The 17780-nt window shown below is 63.4% G+C and carries 26 protein-coding genes; all 26 read right to left on the bottom strand.

The genetic code is table 11. From position 1 onward, the window contains the following. Positions 1-136: 136 nt before the first annotated feature. Positions 137-406 carry a hypothetical protein gene (locus tag R1Z03_RS14785; RefSeq protein ID WP_317352216.1) on the bottom strand — a complete coding sequence of 90 codons (270 nt, stop codon included), beginning with the start codon at positions 404-406 and terminating at the stop codon, positions 137-139. Then, complete coding sequence (locus tag R1Z03_RS14780) at positions 403-771, bottom strand: hypothetical protein (protein ID WP_317352214.1); 369 nt, start codon at positions 769-771, stop codon at positions 403-405. The genes R1Z03_RS14785 and R1Z03_RS14780 overlap by 4 nt, the downstream gene beginning before the upstream one ends. 5 nt (positions 772-776) lie before the next feature. Continuing rightward, on the bottom strand, positions 777-1019 hold the full coding sequence (locus tag R1Z03_RS14775; RefSeq protein WP_317352212.1) for a hypothetical protein: 243 nt from the start codon (positions 1017-1019) through the stop codon (positions 777-779). A 111-nt stretch (positions 1020-1130) separates the two neighbouring features. Continuing rightward, entirely contained in the window at positions 1131-1310 is a 180-nt protein-coding gene (locus R1Z03_RS14770) for a helix-turn-helix domain-containing protein (RefSeq protein WP_317352211.1), read from the bottom strand. Further along, positions 1307-1558: a hypothetical protein gene (locus R1Z03_RS14765; RefSeq protein WP_317352209.1), complete on the bottom strand. Its 252-nt coding sequence runs from the start codon at positions 1556-1558 to the stop codon at positions 1307-1309. The genes R1Z03_RS14770 and R1Z03_RS14765 overlap by 4 nt, the downstream gene beginning before the upstream one ends. After that, positions 1555-1761 (bottom strand): hypothetical protein, encoded by a 207-nt coding sequence (locus R1Z03_RS14760; RefSeq protein ID WP_317352206.1) that lies wholly within the window; start codon positions 1759-1761, stop codon positions 1555-1557. The genes R1Z03_RS14765 and R1Z03_RS14760 overlap by 4 nt, the downstream gene beginning before the upstream one ends. Before the next feature lie 100 nt (positions 1762-1861). Continuing rightward, positions 1862-2437, bottom strand: coding sequence for a hypothetical protein (locus tag R1Z03_RS14755; protein ID WP_317352204.1), 576 nt, complete (start codon positions 2435-2437; stop codon positions 1862-1864). After that, the gene (locus R1Z03_RS14750; RefSeq protein WP_317352201.1) at positions 2437-2895 is read right to left on the bottom strand and encodes a D-Ala-D-Ala carboxypeptidase family metallohydrolase; all 459 of its coding nucleotides are present in this window, start codon (positions 2893-2895) and stop codon (positions 2437-2439) included. The genes R1Z03_RS14755 and R1Z03_RS14750 overlap by 1 nt, the downstream gene beginning before the upstream one ends. 2 nt (positions 2896-2897) lie before the next feature. Next, positions 2898-3179, bottom strand: a complete 282-nt coding sequence (locus R1Z03_RS14745; protein WP_317352197.1) for a hypothetical protein — start codon at positions 3177-3179, stop codon at positions 2898-2900. Beyond that, complete coding sequence (locus tag R1Z03_RS14740) at positions 3176-3598, bottom strand: hypothetical protein (protein ID WP_317352194.1); 423 nt, start codon at positions 3596-3598, stop codon at positions 3176-3178. The genes R1Z03_RS14745 and R1Z03_RS14740 overlap by 4 nt, the downstream gene beginning before the upstream one ends. Before the next feature lie 64 nt (positions 3599-3662). Continuing rightward, on the bottom strand, positions 3663-4103 hold the full coding sequence (locus tag R1Z03_RS14735; RefSeq protein ID WP_317352192.1) for a hypothetical protein: 441 nt from the start codon (positions 4101-4103) through the stop codon (positions 3663-3665). After that, a complete protein-coding gene (locus R1Z03_RS14730; RefSeq protein WP_317352189.1) occupies positions 4103-4609 on the bottom strand; it encodes a hypothetical protein in 507 nt (168 codons plus the stop codon). Before R1Z03_RS14730 ends, R1Z03_RS14735 begins: the two co-directional genes overlap by 1 nt. Before the next feature lie 315 nt (positions 4610-4924). After that, positions 4925-5200, bottom strand: coding sequence for a hypothetical protein (locus tag R1Z03_RS14725; RefSeq protein ID WP_317352186.1), 276 nt, complete (start codon positions 5198-5200; stop codon positions 4925-4927). Then, positions 5200-6585, bottom strand: a complete 1386-nt coding sequence (locus R1Z03_RS14720; RefSeq protein WP_317352183.1) for a pyocin knob domain-containing protein — start codon at positions 6583-6585, stop codon at positions 5200-5202. The genes R1Z03_RS14725 and R1Z03_RS14720 overlap by 1 nt, the downstream gene beginning before the upstream one ends. Beyond that, a complete protein-coding gene (locus R1Z03_RS14715; protein ID WP_317352180.1) occupies positions 6585-7520 on the bottom strand; it encodes a hypothetical protein in 936 nt (311 codons plus the stop codon). The genes R1Z03_RS14720 and R1Z03_RS14715 overlap by 1 nt, the downstream gene beginning before the upstream one ends. 7 nt (positions 7521-7527) lie before the next feature. Next, positions 7528-12252, bottom strand: coding sequence for a hypothetical protein (locus R1Z03_RS14710; RefSeq protein WP_317352178.1), 4725 nt, complete (start codon positions 12250-12252; stop codon positions 7528-7530). Between the two features lie 2 nt (positions 12253-12254). After that, positions 12255-12725 (bottom strand): hypothetical protein, encoded by a 471-nt coding sequence (locus R1Z03_RS14705; protein ID WP_317352175.1) that lies wholly within the window; start codon positions 12723-12725, stop codon positions 12255-12257. Next, a complete protein-coding gene (locus R1Z03_RS14700; protein ID WP_317352172.1) occupies positions 12689-13009 on the bottom strand; it encodes a hypothetical protein in 321 nt (106 codons plus the stop codon). Before R1Z03_RS14700 ends, R1Z03_RS14705 begins: the two co-directional genes overlap by 37 nt. A gap of 95 nt (positions 13010-13104) precedes the next feature. Then, positions 13105-14037 carry a phage tail tube protein gene (locus R1Z03_RS14695; RefSeq protein WP_317352169.1) on the bottom strand — a complete coding sequence of 311 codons (933 nt, stop codon included), beginning with the start codon at positions 14035-14037 and terminating at the stop codon, positions 13105-13107. A 39-nt stretch (positions 14038-14076) separates the two neighbouring features. Continuing rightward, positions 14077-14316: a hypothetical protein gene (locus tag R1Z03_RS14690; protein WP_317352166.1), complete on the bottom strand. Its 240-nt coding sequence runs from the start codon at positions 14314-14316 to the stop codon at positions 14077-14079. 15 nt (positions 14317-14331) lie between these two features. Continuing rightward, a complete protein-coding gene (locus R1Z03_RS14685; RefSeq protein WP_317352163.1) occupies positions 14332-14694 on the bottom strand; it encodes a hypothetical protein in 363 nt (120 codons plus the stop codon). Beyond that, complete coding sequence (locus R1Z03_RS14680; protein WP_317352161.1) at positions 14691-15176, bottom strand: HK97-gp10 family putative phage morphogenesis protein; 486 nt, start codon at positions 15174-15176, stop codon at positions 14691-14693. Before R1Z03_RS14680 ends, R1Z03_RS14685 begins: the two co-directional genes overlap by 4 nt. Next, positions 15169-15507, bottom strand: coding sequence for a phage head closure protein (locus tag R1Z03_RS14675; RefSeq protein ID WP_317352158.1), 339 nt, complete (start codon positions 15505-15507; stop codon positions 15169-15171). The genes R1Z03_RS14680 and R1Z03_RS14675 overlap by 8 nt, the downstream gene beginning before the upstream one ends. A gap of 12 nt (positions 15508-15519) precedes the next feature. Next, positions 15520-16071, bottom strand: a complete 552-nt coding sequence (locus tag R1Z03_RS14670; protein ID WP_317352156.1) for a hypothetical protein — start codon at positions 16069-16071, stop codon at positions 15520-15522. Positions 16072-16074: 3 nt separating this feature from the next. Beyond that, on the bottom strand, positions 16075-16392 hold the full coding sequence (locus tag R1Z03_RS14665) for a hypothetical protein (protein WP_317352153.1): 318 nt from the start codon (positions 16390-16392) through the stop codon (positions 16075-16077). A gap of 65 nt (positions 16393-16457) precedes the next feature. Continuing rightward, positions 16458-17771, bottom strand: coding sequence for a phage major capsid protein (locus tag R1Z03_RS14660; RefSeq protein WP_317352151.1), 1314 nt, complete (start codon positions 17769-17771; stop codon positions 16458-16460). Between the last annotated feature and the right edge of the window lie 9 nt (positions 17772-17780).

The following is a 17780-nucleotide window of genomic DNA, read 5'->3' as shown; positions in this document are numbered from 1 at the left end:
ACCCCGCCCGCCTTGCCCACGGGGCGCGGCACGGGGCCAGCCAATTAGTACGTCAAATCCATGGGCCGTGGCCCGGGCCTCCCGAACGTCCCATAAGACGCCGTTGTAATCCGTAGCCCGCCCTATGATCTGCGCCTTACGCGCCATCACCGGCCTCAAACAGCAACAGTGCATCCAGTACCTTATGCAGTGCGCCGTGTCGCTTGCTGGACATGGCCTGCAGCCCATCGACGACAGAGAGCATGCGCTGGCGATCATCGCGCTCCACGGCGCTGCGCAGTTCCCTCAAAAGCCCGTCCTGCTCGGACATCCATTCCGTCGCCCAAGAGTGCGCAGTCGCGGCCTTGGCCTCTGCGCTCTTGGCTTTGGTCAGCCGCTGGCTGATAGAGCGCTGCGCAGCACTCACGGCAGCCAGTCCCCAGCCAGACCATCGGCCAGTGGCCGGTGCTGCTCGATGATGTGCTCGATGTGCGACCACGCCGCAGCCTGGCGCAGCAGCGCTGCGTCCAGTTCGGCGCGCAGTACCACCTGACGCGCGGACCGCGGGACGGAGTGAGTCATCAGGCCCTCGAAGGTGTCAGCGCCCGGATTGCCGGATTGCTCCGCATCCAGCTGCTGGCGCGCTAGGTCAACGCTGGCGCTGACCATCTGGTGAGCGATGGCCAAGTCCTCATGCCCCAGCATGGACAACACGCCTAAGTTGTATTCGTAGCGGGTAGGCCCCATCGCCACGATGGCAAGGGCACGGCGCTGCTCGGGTGTGATTGCCATGGCCATCAGCCCTTGAGCACTTCTCGACCCACCGCGCGCATCAGTTCCAGCGCAAAGACATCGCGGTTTTCGATCCAGTACGCGGCAGGCTTGCCGGTCAACGCATCGCGCAGCGCGCCCACCTTCGCCAGCTCGGCGGGCTTGCTGGACAGCCGGACGGCCATCTTGTCCAGCTCGGGATTGATCGTGGCCATCTTGTCCTCGCGGATGTCGTTAGCCCACTTGACTTGCTTGTCGGTGCCTTGCATTTTTTGCTCCCGCCCGCTTGGGGCGTGTAGCGCATCTGCCGGATGCTGCGGAGGAGATCAACTGCGATCACCATGGAAAAATTATGCACGCAATGCGTGCATTGCACAAACCTATTTTGGAGCCTTGAGCAAAAAAAGCTCAAAAAACGCCGGGTGCATCGCGCGCTTGCCACCCTCCCAGTCCTGCCAGCCTCGCAGGGTGCAGTAAATCAGCGCAGCGGCCTGCGTCTGCGTCAGGCCGGCCTGCGCCCTGGCAGCGCGGATGGCTTCAGGGGTGGGCTGCACAGTCATGACGGGTTTCGTTGGTGCCATTCCGCCGCCTCTCCCAAAAGGCGCTGCACGCGCGCTGCAAGGTCATGGACAGGGACCCCGCGCGAGGCTTCGCGCGCCTGGAAGATGGCCATGCTGGCGTCATCGGTCTCCAGATCGGTGTAACCATCCTCCTGCAGCACCAGGACACGCAGGCCGCTGGAATGCAGGAGATGCCCGTCCGGGTCTCTCGACCAAGACTTGAACCAGGCGTGATGCTTGCCAGTCACTTCGCTGCGGCGATCTCGTCGGCCGTGGCTTGGCGGAATTCGGCGCCGGAAGTAAAAATCGCGGAGCCGTCCTCGAAACCGAAAATTGTCACTTCGTTTTCCCAGTCCTGCTCCGTCCAGACGCTCATGTTTTCTGCCAGCTGTCGAGCTTGGTCCCGGTTGCCACCATCGAATAGGATTTCGTAGTTTTCAGCTTGGGTCATTTTGAATCTCCTCGGAGAGCCCGAATCCGCCGGGCGTCGGTGGCAATCACTACGAATGCCATGACGCGATATTGCACGCAATGCGTGCAATACGCAAGCGCTATTTTTCCGATGGGGATTGTGCAGACGTGTGCACACCACCCCGGCGATCCTCGATGTCCAAGATCTCATTGAGTTGGTCGCTCACCTGGCCGTACCGGGCTCGGCAGGTGGCGATCCAGGCGGCAGTATCTCGCTCGCTTGCGAAGGCGCCGGCATCGTCAGCGGTAGATCCGGCAGCGGCCGAGGCCGCACCCGGAGATTGGCCGGCAGGGATTCGTAAGCCGACACCACGGGCGGGTGTGCCGATGGTGTTGAGCACCCGGACAGTGCTGCCGCCAAGGCACTGACGATCACCGGAAAGCGTAGCGATGTGGTCATTGGCTTTTAAAAGTTGGGTGGTAATGCCTGCGACGGTCGCCGCATGGCGCCCTGCAGCCGTGTCGTTGAAACGGCGCTGCTGCCGCGCATCGGACGCGCGAGCTTCGTCGGCCTGGCGCTGCGCGCTTTGCCGCTCCAGATCGGCCGCCTGCGTGTTGGCGGTCCAGCGCCAGTCCTGCACCTGCCAGGTGCCGGCAGCCGCAAGCAGGCCGGCGCCGATGGCGGTGGCCACATAGGTGTAGATGCCGGCGGTCATCAGTGGCCGTCCTGGATGCCGAGCTGGGCGCCCTGCCCCGTCATCGTGATGACGCGATTGGCGGGGCGCTCAGGCACCCGCGTGGACACGTGCACCCAGTATTTGCCGCCCACGCGCTCATAAATCAACTGGCCGATGCCCAGCACCGACACCAGCGGCGCAAGCGCGCGCGCAACCTGCAGCGGCGTGCCGTAGCCTGGCGCAACGATGTCAGCGGCGTGGCCCTGCTGGTGGTCGCTCGATGTGACGCCGCCCACAGCCTTGTTGACGGCCGGCGCGCGGTAGCCGCTGGTGACGATGATCGGCACATCGAGCTGGGTGCGGATGCGCTCCAGCATCTGCGCCAGCAGCACCAGGCGTGGCAGGATCTCGGGCGCAGGCGTGTTGTCCAGGCCCTCGCGTTGTGCAGTGTTGCTGGCCGTCAATTCGGCCAACGTGAAGTGTGGTGTGAGTTGCATGGCTATCCCTCTTTGACACGGGTACGAACGATGAGGACGGCGAAGCCCAGCGCAAAGCAGGCATCGCCAAGGTCTGGCACCGGGAGGGCCAGGACGGGGCGGCCAACGGCGCAGCCGCCGCCCAGGGCAAGCAGCAGCCAGGCCGTGGCCTTGAGCCACTCGGTGGCCCGCTCGCGCGGGCGCAGGCCTGCTCTGCAGGGCGCGGTGCGCTCCAGCTTGTTGAGGGACTCGGCCAGCACGACGACGCCGCACGCCCAATGGATGAGTAGCAGCGCTGTGGTCATGGCGTGGCCCCCGTAGGTGGTGGCGCTGGCGGCGTACCGGCCTGGCCGCTCAGGCGCCGGATGGCAAACATCAGCACTTGCTGCGCGCCCCCGCCGACGGCGAAGGCACTGCCCAGCAAGAGCGACTCGGGCACAGCCGCAATCAGCATGGCCAGCGGCGTGAGATAGCCCGCGGTCAAGCTGCTGGCCACCGCCACGGCAATGCGCCTGCAGGTGGTGCGCAGCAGCTCGCGCCAGGTGTCGCTGCTGCCTGGCACTGCATCGAGCAGGATGATGGCGACGAGGCTGCCCGCGAAGCCTGCGATGAGCAGATCCACGCGAAGGCCGAGCGGCACGCCGAAGGCCGTGAGCGCCGAGGTGGACAGAGCCGCGGTGGCGACCGTGGCCACGGCCGCAGTGGTGGAAGTGGGCTCAGCCATGCGCGGCTCCAGGCAAAAAAAAAGCCCGCTGGTGCGGGCTCGTGAGTGGGTGGCGGTTCATTTTTCAGGGGGCAGACCCATACGCTCGCGCGAGGTCCGTGCAGTAGCCGTAGAAACCGTTTGGCCCGTGGCGCCACGGTTCGGTTTGTCCGATTGCCGCGCCGCAGATTTCGTTGCAGTACCAGTCCTTTTGGGACTCGCGCACCATCCATGCGACGAAGCGCAAATTGCCCAGGAGGTCATACCCCTTGCCCAGTTCTTTCTCGAACAGAGCCCGAGCCGCCGCCTCCAGCATGTCAGGCAGTTCGATGAAGTCCCAGTGATCGGGGTCGTAGTCGATGCGCTTAAGGCGCACGCCCCCATCGATGTAGCTGGCACTGCCGCTCAGGCCATCCGAGAAGATGATTTCGCAATGGCTGTAGATGCCGCGATCAACGCTCTTGACGAGGCGGCTATAGATCCCCTGCGTGCCGGGGCGCGTTGCTTTGTAGAAGGCGATGCGCATCACGCGTCCTGCACCAGGCCCTTGACGTGCCGCTCACGCTCCGCTGTCGGAGTGTCCAGGATCGCGGCCTTCTTCGCCGCGGTCATCGGCCCGCTGCCAGGTGCAAACGCCTGCGCGGCCGGCTGCTGCACGGCGATCAGCATGTCGATCATCTGCCCGATGCGCGGGTCCTTCAGGTCGATGTACTTGCGCACGCCGGTCAGGGTCTGCACCGCCCTGCATGCTCCGTGGTCGCTGGCAGCAATGGCGAGTGCATCGGCGCCGAAGCGGTCGTAGAACGGGCCCACGTCGATCCACCAACAGCGGGGGTCTTCTGGAACAACAGGCTGCGTCACGTCTTCGACCAGTGGTTCCAGTTCCTCATTGACGGAGATAAGTCGCTTACCCATTAATTCTGGCGAAAATTCCCTTACCTTCACATAGTTCCCCGGATTGTTTTCCAGTTCACTCGAAGAATGGTGCGCGCCCGTGATGATGTCATCGTTGATGACCAGATAGCAGTACATCGGCATATCAATCCTTTATTTCAATTCAAGAATTTCGTAGGAAACGTAGCGGATATATGCAAAGTTATCCGTATTGTTTCCACGCATGAATATCTGCAGGCTGCTCGTACTCTGGAACGTCGCCCACGGCATACGCGCACCCGAGAAAGTATTCCCAGTGCCTTCGGTCCCTGTGACTCGAACCTGACATTTACCGATGACCACCGGAGATATCGCGACGTTGACAACCGTTGACCCGGCCGGAATCGTGGCAATGCCCCGCTGCATGCTCTTGACTGGAGACTCCCTCAGCTTGGTAATTGCAGCATTAGGCATTTAGAAATACTCCAAGATTTCGACATAAAACACCACGTCAAGGGTGTGGACCTTTTCCACGAAGACAGACTGGCCATTGCTATTTAACGTCACTCGCAAATCCTCTCGCTGCGCTGCAGAGCAATCACAATAATAAACAGTCAATATCGTTTTGGCCGGGTCCACCGGCGTGATTGGATAAGTGGCGCTGGTCACCCCGCCGGTGACGTTCTGCGCGCACTGTTGAAAGCTTTTGACGAGACCCATTCCCAAAGAGGTAGCATTTGCATTTGCCATTATCGAACCATCCAAAAATCGAGGTCTTTATAAAAGACAAACGTGTATTCGGTATAGGGAATGTCGAATGCCAAGGTTTCGCCAGCAGCAACATTTACCGCGTTACCCCGGATCGGCTTGTCGGAAGCTATGATCTTGTTATCACTGCGCGAGTTGTTAACCAAGACCATTCGGTCCAGGTTCTGCGGGTTGGTTGGCATTTGCTGCTGCCAAGCCGCAGATTGGAGGGCAGATGCCAGAATATTGACCCGGTTCAGCGCGTCGCTGTTCGCCGACCCATAAATCTGCCCTGCTGTAGCGGTGGTCACCACATTCGCCGGCATCATGTCGCCAAGCGGTTTCCACCGCCCCCACGCTCCCGAGACGCGCGTTCTGACGAATTTGAGACCGGGCGAAGAAACACCGTTGGCACGATGCGGCGTCGCGTATTGCGTGACTGTATTTTCCGCACCGGCCAAATAGCCGAAGGTTTCCACGGTCCAAACCTCCGCCGTGTTGTATCCGTTGTTCGCGCTGTTGGCGCTGTTGGCCTCCAACAGCGGCATGTTGGCAGCCACGGCGCCCGAACTCGCAACGGTCATCCAGGTGATGCTGTTGAGCGGGATGCTGTTGGCATTGGTATAGGCTCCACTGGGGATCGTCTGGATGCCGGCCGCGCCGCCATCTGCCGCCAAGGCGATCACCCAGTCTGCGTTCGCCGTGCCCGCGCTCGACACCGAGGTCACAGTGATCTCGATCGCGCCGGTGGTGCGGTCATGGCTGGAGACAGTGCCCGACATCTTCACCGTCGGGTCGCCGCGCTTCGTGGCTGAGACATACTGGGTTTGGACGAAGCTCTTGTTCAGCTCGATGGCGAACGTCTTGGCGCCCAGGCCGACGGCATGGTTCGTGGTGCTGTTGGCTGTGAAGCCGAACGCCGCCGCGCTCACCGCTTGATCGCGCGCGGTTTCCGACCCCTGCCGTGCCGTGGCCGCCAGCCCGGCCTGCTGGGTTGCCGTGCCGGCCGCCGCTTCAGCCTGCCCCTTGGCGGTAGTGGCAAGCCCTGCTTGCTGGATCGCAGCGCCAGCTGCTGTCTCCGCCTGACCCTTAGCTGTGGCAGCGAGGCCCGCTTGCTGGGTCGCCGTGCCCGCCGCTGTCTCGGCCTGGCCTTTGGCCTCGGCAGCCGCACCGGCGGCGCTGGCGGCATCGCCAGCAAGCGAGACGACAATCTGCGCATTTGCAAACGCGCTGAGTGCTATCTGATACAGCTCAGGCGCTACCACAGCGCGCCACCGGCTTGCCCAGTCATAGGCCTTAGTGTTGTATGTGCCGGCCGCGCGGTCAGCAAGGGCCGGGAATTCCGGAATCTCGGACTGCGCGGGAACGGGTACTAAATTTGTTGCCATCAGACGGCCCCTCTCACTTTCAAAGTTAGCTTTGCTTCTTTCGCGTTTTCGGCCCGGACCTTGCCTGTCACCAACCCGACCCCGGCCAGGTATTCATAGCCCGGTGTGTCCGTGGCAGACACAGATACAGGCACGTCGAGAATTCGTTTCAGGATCGCGTTGGCATACACCGCCTGTGAAGCGTTAATCACGCAGGAAAACGCAAGGTCAGTGGCTGCAAAGCGTTTCTGGATGCGCCAGGTGCCGTCCGGGAAGGTCTCGATGTAGCTGAAACTTTTGGGCTCAGCCTCGGCGCCGTATTCCGTGCCGCCGTCACCCGTCCCAGCCAGGGCGAGCCACTCACCGATATGCATCGTCCCCAGGCCCACGATTGCCGTCGCAGCGCCGGTGATCTTCACGGTCAGCTCCGCCAGCGGAGAGATCGGGATATCACGCAGCTCCAGCTGATCGCGCTTGCCCAGTGGCTCAAAAAGCAGTTCCCACAGACCCATGGCCTGCTCCCACAACTCCACATCCACCGCTTTGAATATCTGCCCCCCCGGCGCATCGCGCACCGTGATGGCTGCACGATCGCCTTGCAGCCCATCGAGACGCACGTCCCGAAAGAAACCCGGCTGCAGGACAAACGTGAGAGTCCCAAGTGCCTGCGCTGGAGTCGATGAGTAGTCGTCGAAGGGTGCATGCCGATTGCTCGGCCCCTTGTATTTCCAGTAGTCAGGATCGCGCTCGGGCGGGACGTTGCGGCCGTTGGCCACCTGTACACACGTGTAGACCGCGTGATTGCTCACGCGCTCTGCCAACAGTGCATAGTTGCCACCGGACGCCCAGGCCGCCTCCCCGCGCGCTGGATCAGGCTCGGGCACCGTGGTGCCCGGCTTAATCATGTCGGCTGTGATCTTGAGCGGCACCAGCACACTCACGCTTGCATATTTCATCGCGCCCTCAAGTCGTTGTATCGAGCGCGCGCATGCGGAACGCGAAGCCTTCAAAGCTGCGCTCCAACATGTCCGCGATCTCTGCCCGGCTGGTGTTTCCGCCGTCGATCTTTCCGCCCAGCCCGTCGATGCCCGACGCGATCCGCTCCAGCAGCGCAGCCACGTCCGGACCACTGACCTGGCCACCTGCGCGCAGCATGCTGCGCGTATCGCTGGCCGTGTAGATCCGTGCGGGCGGCATGTATGCCAGCTCGGGCCCTTGCTCCCCGACCACCGCCCAGCCTCCGAGGTGGTCCCCGCCAGCAGCAAACGCAGGGATGCCCACGCTGGCCGCTGCCTTGACCCAATCGGACTCATAAAAGCCGCTGAGCAAATGCAAGTCATACAAGGTTCCACCGGCCGCGCGAAACGCGTCGAACAGGCCCACCAGATCGCCGGTGCCGTCATACGCGTGGTACACGGGCGCCAAGCGGTCCAGGCGGTCAATGACTGCCTGGTCCACGATGGGCTCATACGCCACGCCGGCGGTCGCCAAGCTGATGACCCGGTTGTAGCGAGCAGGCTGCGCCACTTGCGCACCGCCCGAGCTGCCGCCCCAGGACGCCCCACCGCTGGTTTGCCCATCGACTTGCACGGGCGCCTTGGTGTTGTCTCCTTTGCTAGCGACCATCGCATCACGCAGCTCGCGCAGCGCCTGCGCAACCGACAGCGTGGCCTCAATCTCGCCACGGGACAGAGCGATCTGCTCTTTCCAATAGTCGAGCTGGTCATCGAGCAGCTGGATCTGTTCGTCCAGCGCCTGCTGCTGCTGCTGCGCCGCCGTGAGCTGCTTGCCGCCTGCGGCCTCCAGCGTTGCCAGCTGCCCCGCGAGAATCAGCCGATCCCGGTCCAGTTCGTACTGCGTGGCGTAGTTGTTGGCGTTGAGCCCGCCCCGCGCCGCCGCGATGGCCTCGCTCAACTCCCCGCTGTCCGGCCCCTGGCCGCCTGCCAGCACGCGCTGCACTGCGTTCTCGATGAAGACCCAGCCCTGCGCGGCTTGCATCGCCGCCGTGCTGGCCACCTCGCCGCGCAGCGCGATGACCGCGCCGTGGGCAATATCCACCACCTTGCCCCACATCGACACCGCCTCGGCGGCCGCGGTGCGCGAGACCTCCAGTACCTTGCGCTGGGCTTCGGTCGCGCGCTCCAGGGCCGCATAGGCCTTGTCCACCTTGTCGCGGGCTGCAGTCTCCGCCTCCTGCCGCTTGCGCTCAGCCTCGGCCGCAGCGCTGGCCGCGTCCTCGGCCGCCCAGATGTTGGCGGCCATGAGGGCAAGGGCCGGGTCCAGGGCCAGCAGCGCGTAATACTCCTTCCACCGCCGCAGCTCTAGGGCCTCCTGTTGCTTGCCTTGCGCGATCAGTAGCTTTTGCTCCAAGTCCCAGCGTGTATCTGCAATCTCCTGCTTGCGGCGCGCTGCCTCTTCCTCGGCCGCGGCGCTGTCTGCTGCCTCCTTAGTCAGGCTTGCAAAGGCACCGCTGAGCTGCAACAGCATGGCGATGGCCTTGCGCCCTTCTTCGGTGTTTTCGTCCTGCGCTTCGATGAGAGCCCGGTACTGCGCGCGCGCGTCGCTCGCGTCGATGTCCGGTAGCTCGATGTCGATGGTGGCCAGCTGGTTGCGCAGCTGGTCCTGCAGGTTGGCGCGTTGCTCCTCCTCGCTGAAAAAGTTTTGGTAGTAGCTGCTCAGGTTGCTCTGCAGCTGGGTGAACCCACCCGACAGCTCGGCGATGCCAGCGGCCGCATCAAACGACATGGCCGCCAGGCCATCCAGGCCCATCGACTTCAGCGAGGCCTTGAACTGTGTCACCCCTGTGATCTGCTCATTGATGGCCAGCAGCAAGGCATCGGCCGCTTCACTGGTCAGCGCCTCGGCATCCACATCGATCATCTTTTTGATCGTGTCGGGAATGTCGGTGACCGACTGCATGGCCTGGATGGCGCCCTGCTTCAAGTCGAGGGTGAAATTGGCAAGTGCCGTTTCCAGATCCGGCGAGTTCGTACTGAATTTTTCGTACAGCGTGCCGGCGTAGTTATCGCCCTGCCCTGACTCCCCGAACTGCGCGCCGTTGCTGAGCGAGCCGCCCGCGAACACACCGCCGCGGCCCTTCTCGCTGGTTTCCAATCCCGCCCAGAACCCGGTAACAGTCACCTGCGAGCCCAAGGCCTTGAGCATGTCGCCGATGCTCTGCGCGGTGCCCGAGACGGCCTTGCGAATCGCGTCTTCTTGGGCGACAGGATCGCCCTCCATGCGGTAGGCCTGGCCATCGGTCAGCGCAACGCGCTGGCCGTTGGAAAAATCGCGGTCGTACTGCTGCCCCTCATACGTGTAGGTCTGGCCGCGGCGCTGGTTGGTCACCCCGCCGTCATAGGCCACGCCAAACTGGCCACCCACGCGCGTCTCGCCCTTGAACGATCCCGCGAGCGCCACAAGGGCGCCGATGCCGATGGCGATAGGCCCCAGGGCCCCAGCAATCTGCCCGATCCCGGCCAGCGCGCTGGAGAAGCCCGAGGCACTGCCCAGCATGGCCATGCCGCCTTCCAGCGCCATTCCCATGCCGCCGTTGAGCGCCAGGCCGAACCCACTGCCGAATGCGCCGCCGAAACCGCCCAGGTTGAACAGTGAAGAAAGGTTGGACGCACCACCCAGGAGCGAGGAACCACCGCTCACCGCGCCCGCAACACCGCTTGCCGCACCGCCGCCCGTCAGGCCCAGCAACTGGCCCACGATGCGCACGACGAAGGGCTGCGCAAACGCCCTATACAGCGTGTCCGCCACGGTCGTCTTGAACGTGGTGGCCAGCGACTTTGTGAACGACTTCCAGCTGCTGCCGCCGCTGTTGAGCATGTCGGCGAAGCCCTGCCGGAAAATGTCGTCGTACTGCTTGACGGCATCCTTCCAAGCGCCGGCCTGCTCTTCGACCGCCTTCGCCATCGAGGTGCGATCGAACTTGATGCCCAGCAAGTCATTGCGCTCTTTCAGCAGAGCGATTTCGGCCTGCAGCGCGATCTGCTCGCGCGTCATCGTTTCGCCGATGGCCGTCTGGCGCTGCAGCTCGGCCAGCGTGGCCTCTTTCGAGGCGATGGTGGCCGCGTTGCGGCCCTGGATGATGGCGAGCTGCCCGGCCTCGGTGAGACCGATCAATTCGATCTCCTCGCGCAGGGTCTTGTTCTGCTCGGCCATCGGGGCAAGCGCCTGCTCCATGGTCTCTGCCATCTTGAGGCGCTCAGCCCGAGCCGCCTCCAACTGCTTTTGCTCCTCCCTATGCGCAATCAACTGCTTTTCAGAGGCATACATTTCCTCAAGCCGCTTGCCAATCAGCTTCGTCTCGTCTTCCGTGAGCTTGACTTTGCCGGTGCGCAGTTGCTCCAAGACCTCCAATGCAGTCTTGTCTGCCTCGGTCAGTTTTTCGCCCGAAGCCAGTTCCAGTTGATTGGCAGAGGTGCGCTTGCTGATGGAGTCCAGCAGCGCATCGATGGGCTCTTTTGCCTCCTTCCCGGCCTTCTTGTTTTTCTCAAGGACGTTGGTGAAATCAAGTTTCTTTTGAACCTCTTTTGCAACATTACCAGTGGCCTCTATCTCACCCATCCGCGCGCGAATGCGGCCGCCCAGCGTCTCCTCGCTGAACGTCGCAGCCACGGAGCCACCCAGATCCTTGACGATGGCACCGGCTTGCGACGCGCCGGACTTGAGACTGCTCAGAGCGCCGTCGAAATCGCCGCGAAGCACCTTGCCCACCGCCTCCCCTACCCCACCGAAATAAGCGGCCCCAGCGGCCGCGTAGGCCCCCAGGCTTTCGGCCATCAGTTTTACGCCCCGGATGACGTAGGTGGCTGCATCGGCAACGTAGGTCAGGCCCGTGATGGCGGCCTTCGTCCAGCGCTCAATGCTGCCGTCCGCGACCAGGCGGCGCACTTCCTCGCGGATGCCGCCCGTCCCGTTCATCACGTCGAGGATCGCTTGCGCGCCGAGGTCCAGCGCGGGAATCATCCCGTTCGCCAGTTCCTTTTTCCAAGCATCGCCACTGGTGGTCAGGCGCGTGAGGTTGTCATCCAAATTGGCCGCGGCGGCGGCCTGCTCCGTGGTCACCTTGGCCTGCAGCTCGCCCACGCTGGCCAGGTCGGTGAGGAAGGGGATCATGGCGGCGCCCTGCTTGCCGTAGAACGCCATGGCGACGGCAGACTTACCCGTCCCATCCTCAACCTTCGCCATGGCCTTGGCCACGGTTTGCATTTGCTCCTCGGGGCGCAGCTGCTTGAATTTGTCGAAGTCGATGCCCAATGCTTCGATGGCCTTGCCTGTGCCCTTGCTTTCCTCGGTAGCGCCCGCCAGATTGCTGGCCAGCTTGTTCATGGCCGCGCCGATCTGCTCGGGGCCCATGTTGTTGAATTTGCCGACAGCCACCAACGCAGAGAGCGACTCCACCGTGGCGCCCGTCTGCATGCGCAGGTCATCGAGCGCGGCGCCGGTCTCGATGGCCCCGCTCAGCAAGCCCTTGAATGCGGAGATGGTGAAGCCAGCTGCCAGGCCGCCAGCGATGGCGCCGGCGGTCGTGGCCAGGCTGGTTTTGAGCCCGTCCATGGTGTCTTGGATGCGCTTGCTGGCGGCCAGCGCGGCCTGCTCGCTCTTGTCCATTCCCCCCGTGAACTGGGCGTAGTCAAGCCCAAGGCTGACGACAAGCGAGCCAAGTGCGGACATGGTTATTCCTTCTCTTTTCTTAGTTCTTGGTCCGCGATGAGCACCGCGGTTTCCATCACACGCAAATCAGCGATCAAGGCTCGACGGCGGCGGGGCCTGGCGTGCTGTTGCACCCAGGCAATCAAAGCGGCGTAATTGATGCCGACACGTTGCGATACCGGCGAGAAACCTCCGCTGGGCACCCCGACAAATGAGGTGACGTAGAGCCACTGCGTTTGCAACGCGCGGAAGGCTTCGATCACCGGCACGTTGTCCGCGTGGACCGGGAAGGTCTCGTCCAGTGATCGCGCATCCGGATCTGGCAACTGCGCGCGAACTTTGGCGATGTCTTCGGGCGGAGCGCCCCAGGCCTGCATTGCTTCGACGATGGATTCATCCACGTCGAAAGCACCCGCATCAGGGGTGCGAACTCCAGCCCACCAGCGCGCCGCCTCAATCAGTTTTTTTGCTTGGCGCCGGAGTTGTGCTGCCAATAGACCTTTGCCGCCTCACGGCACGCGCCGATGAGCCGCAGGAAGGCGCCGAAGTTCTGGTCGTTGAATTCCACAGGCTTGCGCTCTTCATCGACCATTTCCCAGCCGACCATCACACGCTTGAGCAGTTCGGTGTTTTTCAGTTCGAGCAGCTCCTCGCGCTGCTCTTCGTCACTGCGTTTGAAGACGCCGACAAACGATTCTTCGCGCCACGCGCCGGACGGCGTGGCCACGTTGACTTTGACAGTCGCTTTGAAGGTTTCGGTAGGGGTGAGGATGAACATGTAGTGTCCCTTGAAGAGTGATTTCAGAAACGAAAAAGCCACCGCAATGGGTGGCTAGGAAAATGAATGTGGCCGCCGCGCGGGCGGCCCCAAGGTCAGCGAACGATGATGCTCAGCTCGTCATCGCCCTGGTCGGGCATCAGGTCGAAGGGCAAGGTCAGCATGGCGTCGCCGCCATCGTCCTGGATCGAAAACGGACCGCACTGGATCTGCGGCAATTGCAGCTCCACGATGTTGCCAGGCGTGGTGCCATGAACGAGGACGGCTTCACCCAGCGTGCCCTCGCGTACCACCTCGCCCCAGTCCTTCGTGGTGGCTTTGGGCATTTCCAGAGTGACGCTGCCAGTGGGTTGCCGATCCGGGCTACTGGCCCCGGCGCAGTTGATGCGCTCCTTCCATGCCAACTGGTTGCCCATGGCAATGGAAAACGCGCTGGTGCAGGCGGCGAGGCCATAGAACGTGAAGGTGGGCGTGTTCTTTTTGCCCACGGTCTTGGGCTGCATGAACGCGCTGTAGTCCACGCCGGTAGGCATCGCGCCCTCGGTCAGCGGCGAATAAGTGCCGATGAATTCGAATTTCATTACCGGGATGCCCTTGGCATTGAGTTCAAACGACACATTGCCCTTGGCGTCCTCGATGACGTACTTGGTGCCGTCGATGTAACCCCACAGCGTGAGAAACGGCTCACCTTCGCTGACCGGCATGTACACCACGTCCTGGCCCACGGTGATCGTTTCCGAAAAGCCGCAGGCCCGCAGCACAGGGCCCCAGGCCGGCGCCTTGCCGGCCACACCGCTGCCTGCCAGCTCGACCTCGAAGGTCAGCTTACGGTGCTCGCCGGCGAACAACTTTCCGCTATTGCCCTTGAAGGGCCGGATCAGTTGCCGGGGCACTTGGTCCCCCGCGATCAATTCGGGGTTCTGAGCGCGGCACATGATCGCGTTCGCCGCTGCCGTGGGTGCTGCAGGGGTGCCCAATGCGGTTTGCACCGCAGCCAGCAGCAGCATCTTTTTCATGGACTTGGCCATGGTGGTCCTTTCAGGATGAGGGTGGGGGAAGCCAGCGCGTTACGCGTCCGGCTCGGCTGCAGGGCTGGCAACGGGCGGCGCCACGGTGCGCTTACCTGTCACCGGATCGCGCACGTAGGTGCCGCCGATCCCCGCGAATTCATCGCGCGGCCGGCGCGGCGTAGGCTGGTGGTGGGCTGGCTTGGCCGCCTTTGTTGCAGCGGGTTGTGCAGACGTGTGCACAGGCTCTGTGGGCGCAGCTGCGCCCGCCTCCGCAGGGTCTGCGGTGCGTTTGTTCATGTCGATCTCCGAGGGTTAGTAGCGTGGTGTGCGCAAGCGCACGGTCAGGTATCGGGCGTAGATGTCGGGGTCGTCTTCGTAGTCCCCATCGCCCGCGTCTTCTTCGTACTGGTAGGCCTCCAGCCCTTCCAGCGCGTCGCGGAAGGGGCCGCTGCCATCGAGCGGCAGCAGCGCATCCAGATCTTCGATGGTGCGAGCCATCACCAGCAGATTGACATCATGGCGCGAGTAGCCGCCACCCATGCACCAGGCTTCTTCCGGTGCGCTGTCAACGTCAAACACAGCCGCCGGCCACACTGGTGCGGGCGGCAGCGCGACGGCCCACGTGTTGGCAAGCACCGGGGTCAGCGCCGCATTCAGCAGTTCGTGGATGGTCATTGCTTGCCTGCCTTATCCAGTTCCGTCTGCAGGCGCTTGGCCATGGCGTCGATGGCTTCTTCCTTGCCTTGCTCCAGGGCAGGACCCAGGAAAGGAGTGGCCTCACGGTTGCGGGTGCGGAACTCCTGAAAGCGCCAGTAGTACGGGTCGTCTTCGTACCGCTTGACGATCCGGCCTCCACGCCCCACCGCCAGCTTGCCGGTGGACTTCTGCTTCTTCGTGAGGTTGCGCCCGTGGCGCACGCCCAGGTTGTATTGCACCGTGCCTGGCGGCGCTTGTGACTCGCGCTTGATGACGATGTTTTTAATCATCGAGCCCGTGCGCTTGAGGCCCAGGGCCTGCGCATTGGCCTTCGCCTTGCGCTTGAGCACACCCCCCGCCGCCACCACCATGGCGCGGCCCGTGCGCGTCTCCATGCCGGTCTTCAGCGCCTTGAAGTTGCGGCTCAGGTCGCCGATGCCGAGGACTTCTTTTTTAGCCATCGTTGCCCCCTGCCTCGCACGTCAGCACCAGCATTTCGCGCCGACCCATGAAGTCGTTGACGTGCTTGATGTTGTAGATCTCGCCGCGGTGGATCAGCGACCATTGCGACGTGACGGACTCCCGAAACGGCACGGTGAATTCCGTTCTCGCGACGGCCACAACACCGCCCGCAGCCGCAGACGCCGGGCGTTCGTTGCCGCTGAGGTGGCGAGCAGCAGCCCACATGGCCGGCTGCTCCTCCCAACCTTTGACCACGCCGCCCGAGGTGCCCTTGATTACCGTGGGCTTGCGCAGCACGATGCGTTGATCCAGCTTTCCAGCTTGCAGCATCGCGGACTCCTTTCAAAACCGGGGCGGGACGGTGATCTCGGCGAGCATGTGATCCAAGAAGCCCGAGGGCAACTCGACCACGCTGGCGCCGATGACCATGGATTCCCGCTGCGCATACACGGTCCCGATGTTGAGTAAGAGCCAGTTGCGCACAGCGGGGTATGCATCGAGGTCCAACCCTGCCAGGTAGGTGATGCGGAGCGTGCCCGGTGGTCGGCCTGCAGAAAAGTGCAGCATGCTTTCCCGCTGCTCATGCTGCAGGTAGTGCCCCAATCCAGCAGCGACTGTCGCGCCATCAGCTCCCAGCACTTCCACCGATTCGACGGTGTGCGCCTGGCCGACATCGAGGGCATGCCCCGACCTGCGAGACGCAGGCCAGGTCTCGACATAGCGGGCCTCTCTGATGGCCGCGCCGGTTCGGGACTCGCACTGAGCCACCACACCTGGGATGATGATGTCCGCCAGCATGGCCGCTTCCAAAAGCACCGCATCGTTGCGGCGCCACTCGGCGATTTGCGCTGGAGTCAGGACAGGCTCGCCGGTGTACCCGATGCGCCTGGCCATGGCTTACGGACGATCAGCGTTGTCAAGAGGTGATGCGATAGAGCCTGGCGCGCCAGATCCATCGCCACCCTCCCCGCCCACGCTATTGGCCGGCGGAACCTCGCCAGCGCCATCGGCCTTGCCTGCGCCCTCCCCCTGGCCGCCCTTACCTGCGCGCCGTCTTGCACCGCCTGTACGTGGCGCGGCAGCGCCGTCATTCGCTTCCGCCACATCGCCATCGATGAGTGTGTCGGCAGTCTCCGTATCAAACCCTGCGGTTTCGCCCGCGTTGTAACCGCGCCAGCCCTTGAGGAACTTGACGACCTTTTTTTCCGTGCTCATTGGCAACTCCTGAGTGATGCCGTGCACACGTGTGCACGGCGGATTGGTGACGAATCAGGCGGCCTTCAGGCCAGCATGGCCTTACCCCACTTGACCTGAGTGCCGACCACCACCGACTCAACGTGGCGCGGGCCGAAGTCGTGTTTTGCGATCACACGCACCAGGGTTTGGTCGCGCTGGAATGCGCTCACCGTTTCGCCGTTGCCGTCCTTGTAGGAGGCTTCCGTGCTGTACGCGATCACCAGCTGCATGTCTTCGCCAATGAACATGTCGGCGAAGTTGACGAAGTAGATCTCGGACTCGTCGCCACCCGCGCCCAGGTTCACCGGGATCTGAGTGGTGAGGGCGAACGGGTAGCCTTTGAGCTTCCCTGTTTCGATCTCGGGGAATGCCTTGTTGCCGTTTCCGTCACGCAGGGAGCCGAGCCAGCGAACGGTGCGCGGCGACAGCAGCCAGCCGCAGCTGGACATGCTGACGTTGGCCATCTCCAGCCGCAGCATCAGCCCGCCCAGGTAGGCCTCGACCTGCTGGAGGGTGGGATCGGCCGGAGCCACAACGATGTTGCCTGCCAGCGCCCAGTAGCGCAGGCCCTTGGGCTTGGAGCCGGTGCCATCGGAGCGGATGAAGTGCAGATCTTCCGACAGGCCCATGCTCACCTGCAGGTCGCCCGACACGATGGCATCAACGCGCGGGCTGACGCCGGCATAGGCCAGCAGGTCGTTGGAGATCGGGACCAGGGCCGCGGCCTTCTTTGCCGCGAGCTTCAGATCACCGAACGTCATCCCGGTGACCGGAATGTCGGTATCGGAGCCGATATAGGACACCGTGGTGTTGCCCAGGATGCGCGGCATGGTCATGTTGCCGTTGTTCAGCGGAATGCTCTGGCAACCCATGCGGCGCACGACAGAGAACGGCCGCAAAGACTCGATCACCGAGGAAGCGAAATTCTCAGGCACCAGCACGCCGCCTGCTCCGGCGGTCACAGTGTTGAGTGCCATGGCCACGTCGCTGCCAAAGCCACCCTTCGTGGCCAGGTCGGCCGCCATGCGCTGATCGCCCTGCGCGGCCGCCAGCAGCCGGGCCATTTGCGCCATCTTGGCGCCTGCGGGCTGGTTGTCGCTCACGCTGATGTGCGCCGGCGGGCTGGCGTTGCCCTGCGCCGATTCGTTGAGCGGCACCGCGTTGGTGGCGTTCAGCCGCTCGGCGGCCTCGGCCCGCGTGATCTGGCCGGTCAAGGCGTTGATCTTCGCCTCCAGCTCGCCGAACTTGGCGAGGTCATCCGCCGAGAGGCTGGCGCCCTCCGACTCCTTTTTTGCGAGGGCCTGCAGCTCGACATTCAGCTGGGCGCGTTCGCTCCGCAATTTCAACACTTGGGACATGGTGCCTCC

The organism is Acidovorax sp. BLS4, assembly GCF_032929295.1.
Lineage (GTDB): Bacteria > Pseudomonadota > Gammaproteobacteria > Burkholderiales > Burkholderiaceae_C > Paracidovorax.
The sequence above is the reverse complement of the archived record's forward strand: the minus strand, read 5'-3'. Positions and strand labels throughout refer to the sequence as shown.

What these genes read in the sequence shown, in the direction of transcription:
- R1Z03_RS14665 (WP_317352153.1), bottom strand. Translation starts at nt 16,392, where the DNA reads ATGAGCACGGAAAAAAAGGTCGTCAAGTTCCTCAAGGGCTGGCGCGGT.
- R1Z03_RS14760 (WP_317352206.1), bottom strand. Translation starts at nt 1,761, where the DNA reads ATGACCCAAGCTGAAAACTACGAAATCCTATTCGATGGTGGCAACCGG.
- R1Z03_RS14725 (WP_317352186.1), bottom strand. Translation starts at nt 5,200, where the DNA reads ATGGCAAATGCAAATGCTACCTCTTTGGGAATGGGTCTCGTCAAAAGC.
- R1Z03_RS14700 (WP_317352172.1), bottom strand. Translation starts at nt 13,009, where the DNA reads ATGTTCATCCTCACCCCTACCGAAACCTTCAAAGCGACTGTCAAAGTC.
- R1Z03_RS14735 (WP_317352192.1), bottom strand. Translation starts at nt 4,103, where the DNA reads ATGCGCATCGCCTTCTACAAAGCAACGCGCCCCGGCACGCAGGGGATC.
- R1Z03_RS14660 (WP_317352151.1), bottom strand. Translation starts at nt 17,771, where the DNA reads ATGTCCCAAGTGTTGAAATTGCGGAGCGAACGCGCCCAGCTGAATGTC.
- R1Z03_RS14780 (WP_317352214.1), bottom strand. Translation starts at nt 771, where the DNA reads ATGGCAATCACACCCGAGCAGCGCCGTGCCCTTGCCATCGTGGCGATG.
- R1Z03_RS14675 (WP_317352158.1), bottom strand. Translation starts at nt 15,507, where the DNA reads ATGCTGCAAGCTGGAAAGCTGGATCAACGCATCGTGCTGCGCAAGCCC.
- R1Z03_RS14680 (WP_317352161.1), bottom strand. Translation starts at nt 15,176, where the DNA reads ATGGCTAAAAAAGAAGTCCTCGGCATCGGCGACCTGAGCCGCAACTTC.
- R1Z03_RS14715 (WP_317352180.1), bottom strand. Translation starts at nt 7,520, where the DNA reads ATGAAATATGCAAGCGTGAGTGTGCTGGTGCCGCTCAAGATCACAGCC.
- R1Z03_RS14770 (WP_317352211.1), bottom strand. Translation starts at nt 1,310, where the DNA reads ATGACTGTGCAGCCCACCCCTGAAGCCATCCGCGCTGCCAGGGCGCAG.
- R1Z03_RS14740 (WP_317352194.1), bottom strand. Translation starts at nt 3,598, where the DNA reads ATGGCTGAGCCCACTTCCACCACTGCGGCCGTGGCCACGGTCGCCACC.
- R1Z03_RS14745 (WP_317352197.1), bottom strand. Translation starts at nt 3,179, where the DNA reads ATGACCACAGCGCTGCTACTCATCCATTGGGCGTGCGGCGTCGTCGTG.
- R1Z03_RS14775 (WP_317352212.1), bottom strand. Translation starts at nt 1,019, where the DNA reads ATGCAAGGCACCGACAAGCAAGTCAAGTGGGCTAACGACATCCGCGAG.
- R1Z03_RS14755 (WP_317352204.1), bottom strand. Translation starts at nt 2,437, where the DNA reads ATGACCGCCGGCATCTACACCTATGTGGCCACCGCCATCGGCGCCGGC.
- R1Z03_RS14750 (WP_317352201.1), bottom strand. Translation starts at nt 2,895, where the DNA reads ATGCAACTCACACCACACTTCACGTTGGCCGAATTGACGGCCAGCAAC.
- R1Z03_RS14690 (WP_317352166.1), bottom strand. Translation starts at nt 14,316, where the DNA reads ATGAACAAACGCACCGCAGACCCTGCGGAGGCGGGCGCAGCTGCGCCC.
- R1Z03_RS14670 (WP_317352156.1), bottom strand. Translation starts at nt 16,071, where the DNA reads ATGGCCAGGCGCATCGGGTACACCGGCGAGCCTGTCCTGACTCCAGCG.
- R1Z03_RS14730 (WP_317352189.1), bottom strand. Translation starts at nt 4,609, where the DNA reads ATGTACTGCTATCTGGTCATCAACGATGACATCATCACGGGCGCGCAC.
- R1Z03_RS14695 (WP_317352169.1), bottom strand. Translation starts at nt 14,037, where the DNA reads ATGGCCAAGTCCATGAAAAAGATGCTGCTGCTGGCTGCGGTGCAAACC.
- R1Z03_RS14685 (WP_317352163.1), bottom strand. Translation starts at nt 14,694, where the DNA reads ATGACCATCCACGAACTGCTGAATGCGGCGCTGACCCCGGTGCTTGCC.
- R1Z03_RS14710 (WP_317352178.1), bottom strand. Translation starts at nt 12,252, where the DNA reads ATGTCCGCACTTGGCTCGCTTGTCGTCAGCCTTGGGCTTGACTACGCC.
- R1Z03_RS14720 (WP_317352183.1), bottom strand. Translation starts at nt 6,585, where the DNA reads ATGGCAACAAATTTAGTACCCGTTCCCGCGCAGTCCGAGATTCCGGAA.